The following is a 3,753-nucleotide window of genomic DNA, read 5'->3' on the forward strand; positions in this document are numbered from 1 at the left end:
GAGATCCTGAGATGTCTCGTGGGCTCGGAGATGTGTATAAGAGACAGGCCAAGACGTGCGTGGCCGATCCGCAACCGGGAAAGAATGCGTGTTCACCACGACCGACAGTGCGTTGTAGTCCGCGGAATCCAACGGATCCATAGTGAGTTCGCGAGTCACGGGCTTCAGCTCGGCATCGACCTGATGGGCGTAAAGCTGCGGGCTGAGGACGGGGGGCTGCGTAATCGCTTTCGCATAGGGGTCGAGCAGGACCTTTTGCGGGTTAAAGAACACCCCCGCGTCAGGGTCCCACGGCCCGTAAGCCCGATAACCGTATACTTGGCCGGGGCGTACGCCGCGAATGTTGCCGTGCCAAATCCCGCGGAACGGACCGTGCAGCCGAATCCGGCGTTCGGACTGGTAGTGCCCGTTCTCGTCCGGGGAGTCGAACAGGCACACCTCTACCGCCGTGGCTTGGTGAGAATAGACGGAAAAGGCGACCCCGGATTGGGTAATCGTGGGTCCCAAGTGGTGCGGGTCGAGTTTTGGTTCCTCCGCGACCACGTCAGTGGGAGCAAAAGCCGGTGTCATCCCCTTCTTCTCGACAGTCATAGACTCGACATTACCGGGAAAACGTTCTGCGTGCCGGACTTCGTGAGCTTTGCCTAACTTGTGGCGGGTAAATCCGGCTTTTTTCGGTCCCCAGGTCTCCGCGTTCGCCCGATTTCAATCACTGGCGTTTTTCGTAAATAATTTTTGGGGTCACAAGGGCGGTGCGGCGGCGGTGATGGTCGCTTGGGCGATGACGCGGTCCCCCGGGGGACTGTCCTGGTAGAGCACCAGGGATTGGCCCGGCGCCACCCCGGTGACCTCATCGTCTGGCCGCAGCTCTACCCGCAGTTCGGTCCCGCCGTCTCCGGTTTTCAGGCACACGGACCGCGGGGTAACGGGTTTGCCGTGGGCGCGGAACTGGATAGTCAACCCGACCGGGTCCAACTCGCCCTCACCAGTTGCGCTGAGCCCCAGCTTGGTGGGGTCCACCAGCCAGTTCACCGCCGGGCCGGCGTGAATTTCCGTGACCGTGAGCGCCTGGCGGGGAGCTACGAACACCGTGTTTGTTTCCGGATTTGTACCCGCCACATAACGAGGAGCACCGTCTGCGTGAGGTCGAGGAATATGCAGACCGCGGCGCTGTCCGACCGTGTATTGGAACGCGCCGTCATGCGAGCCCACCACCGCTCCGTCCTCGTCCACAATCGGACCCGGCGCCACCCCGATACAGCCGTGCAAAAATCCTCGTGTGTCCCCGTCGGGGATAAAACAGATGTCGAAAGAATCCCGCTTGCCCGCCACCGGAATCCCCAGCGCCTGAGCCTCAGCGCGGGTGGCGGCCTTGTCCGTGACGTCCCCCAGCGGGAACACAGCTCGTGCCAGCGCCGCGGCTCGCGCCCCCGCCAAAACGTAACTTTGGTCCTTGCCCATCGCCGACCCGCGCAGCAGGGCAAAGTCCGGGAACACGCCGTCCGCACCGGTCTGGGGAACTCCCGCCGGAATCAACCCTGCCTGGCCGGGACGCCACAGTCGGGCGTAGTGGCCGGTCGCGACGTAATCGAATCCCTCTCGCAGAGCGCGTTCGATGACGTAACCGAACTTGATGAAACGGTTGCAATGCACGCACGGATTCGGGGTCAGCCCCTCGCGGTAAGCCTGCACAAACGAATCCATCACGACCCGGTTGAACCGCTCGGCCAAGTCCCACACCTGCAACTCGACCCCCAGGAAATCTGCGACCCGGCGCGCATCAGCCAGGGCATCGACCGGCTCGGCAGAAGCGACAGGACGCGACCACGGGCGGGAGGGGGACTCCAACTGCATAAAGAAGCCCGAAACTTCGTGACCGGCCGCTTGCAAGCGTGCGGTCGCCACGGCGGAATCCACCCCGCCGGATAATCCCATTAAAATTTTCGCCAAGTTTTTCCTCCTCAGTGACCTCACATTCTACCGTTTCCCATTGTGCTGGCTCCCGCCAGCCCCGAGACCTCGGGAATTTGCCTACTTGAAAGGGAAAACAATGGAAGAACTGACAACCACCGACCCCCGCGCTGACTTCGAACCGCGCACTTTCGCCGATTTCGGCCGGATTTGGCTGGAAAGCCGGGTCGACCTCAAGCCGACCACCCGGGCAAGTTATCGTTCGATGTTAAACACGGTCAACCTGGAATTCGGGGAACAGGCTCCGAACCAGGTCAGCTACCTGCAGGTCGTCTCCTGGGTCGCGAAGCTCGCTCAACAGGGCGTCAGCCCTACCGGGGTGCGCCAGGCCTATCAAATTGTGGGGCAGGTGCTGGCCTTGGCCAACCGGTTGGGGGCCATCGAGAGCAACGTGGCGGCCGGGGTGCCGCTGCCGACCGTGTGCCGCACTGGACGCCACCGTTACTTGACCGTGCTGCAGCTAGAATCCCTGGCGCTGGAAATTGGGTGGTGGCGGTTGACCCGCGAACCCTCGGGGGTTATTTTGCCCGGCGGTTTGGGGCAGAATGTGGTGTTTTTGCGCAAGAAGGGTCGTGGCGGGTACCTGACTCGGCGCAAGTCCCGGGCGGGGGCGATAGACACGGGGTTGGCCTCGCTGGCTCGGGCACGCGGTGGGCAAACCCCTACGCCGGGTGGCAACCAACTGGAAATTTTGGTGCGTTTGCTGGGGTACACCGGTTTACGTATCGGGGAAGCCCTGGCGTTGACCCCCGCCGCGGTAGACTTGGAACGCCGCGTGATTCGGATTGAACGGGCGGTGTCGGAGGTGTCGGGGCGGCAAGTATTCGGTACTCCCAAGAACGGGCGTACCCGGGTCGTGCCGATACCGGATTTCTTGCGCCGCGACTTGCGGGTATTGATCCGGGCGGCGTGCGGAGGCGAGGATTTCCTGTTCGCTACGAAACATGGCACCCCGCTGCGGGCCTCCAACCTGCGCTTACACTTCGACATGGCGGCTCTCGCGGTCGGACAGGCCGGACTGCACATACACGACCTGCGCCACACCGCCGCCACTTTGGCCGTGTCGGCGGGAGCTAACGTGAAAGCGGTGCAGCGCATGTTGGGGCATTCCTCGGCTTCGCTGACCCTCGATGTCTATGCGGACTTATTTGAACCGGACTTGGGCGATGTCGCCGGGGCGTTGAGCCGGATGCGGCAAACGACTCTGCGCCGGGCTGCCGCCTAGTGTGAACGAGTTATACACATGGCCTGTGGAAAAAATGTGGATGAAGGAGTTTCCGGCGAAAAAGTGCAGGTAAACTCCAGGTTAATAAAGGGGTGAAAAAATGGCGTAATTTCAGGCGAATTGTTGCAAAGACCCAGTTCATAGCCCTGACGACAGCGAAGGCTTTGTTAATACACCGATTCGCGATTTCCCCAGTAAACTCTGCAAAACTGTCCCCAACACCTGTGGATAACTTGTGGAAACTGTGCGCAGGGGGACGGGTTTTCGTCCCGTTTACCTACGCTGGCTTTGATAGGCTGAAGTCATGAACGAACCTTTGGCGGGCGCCAGCGGGCTGCCTGATGATCAGCCGGTGACCGGAGAGTGTCCCGAGCATGGCGCGGATAGCCTGCCGGGACGGCCCTCTACCAGCCGTGAAGAATACAACCGTGTCGTTTTCCTGGCACGGGTCGTGCTGGGATTCACGGTAGTGGCGGCGGCGACGCTGATAGTCATTGCTCTCACGGCGCACCGGGACTATCCCTCCATCGTGGTCAGCATCGTGATGGTGGCGGCGG

Annotated in this window: 3 protein-coding genes and 1 pseudogene; 2 read left to right on the plus strand and 2 right to left on the minus strand. The window is 61.7% G+C overall.

Going from position 1 to position 3,753, the window contains the following annotated elements; genetic code table 11:
* Together Q0X47_RS08465 and mnmA are read right to left on the minus strand one after the other, a co-directional pair.
* Positions 1-591 (minus strand): annotated as a pseudogene (locus Q0X47_RS08465) (glycogen debranching enzyme); the annotation flags it as partial.
* A 150-nt stretch (positions 592-741) separates the two neighbouring features.
* Complete coding sequence (mnmA, locus tag Q0X47_RS08470; protein ID WP_297725019.1) at positions 742-1,965, minus strand: tRNA 2-thiouridine(34) synthase MnmA; 1,224 nt, start codon at positions 1,963-1,965, stop codon at positions 742-744.
* Positions 1,966-2,050: 85 nt separating this feature from the next.
* Between mnmA and Q0X47_RS08475 the strand changes: the two genes are divergently transcribed.
* A complete protein-coding gene (locus tag Q0X47_RS08475) occupies positions 2,051-3,196 on the plus strand; it encodes a site-specific integrase (protein ID WP_297725014.1) in 1,146 nt (381 codons plus the stop codon).
* Positions 3,197-3,500: 304 nt separating this feature from the next.
* Positions 3,501-3,753: hypothetical protein (locus tag Q0X47_RS08480; protein WP_297725017.1), on the plus strand; the 253-nt coding region annotated here is incomplete at its 3' end.

This window comes from uncultured Mobiluncus sp., assembly GCF_947254095.1.
Classification (GTDB): Bacteria; Actinomycetota; Actinomycetes; order Actinomycetales; family Actinomycetaceae; genus Mobiluncus.

What these genes read in the sequence shown, in the direction of transcription:
- Q0X47_RS08475 (WP_297725014.1), top strand. Translation starts at nt 2,051, where the DNA reads ATGGAAGAACTGACAACCACCGACCCCCGCGCTGACTTCGAACCGCGC.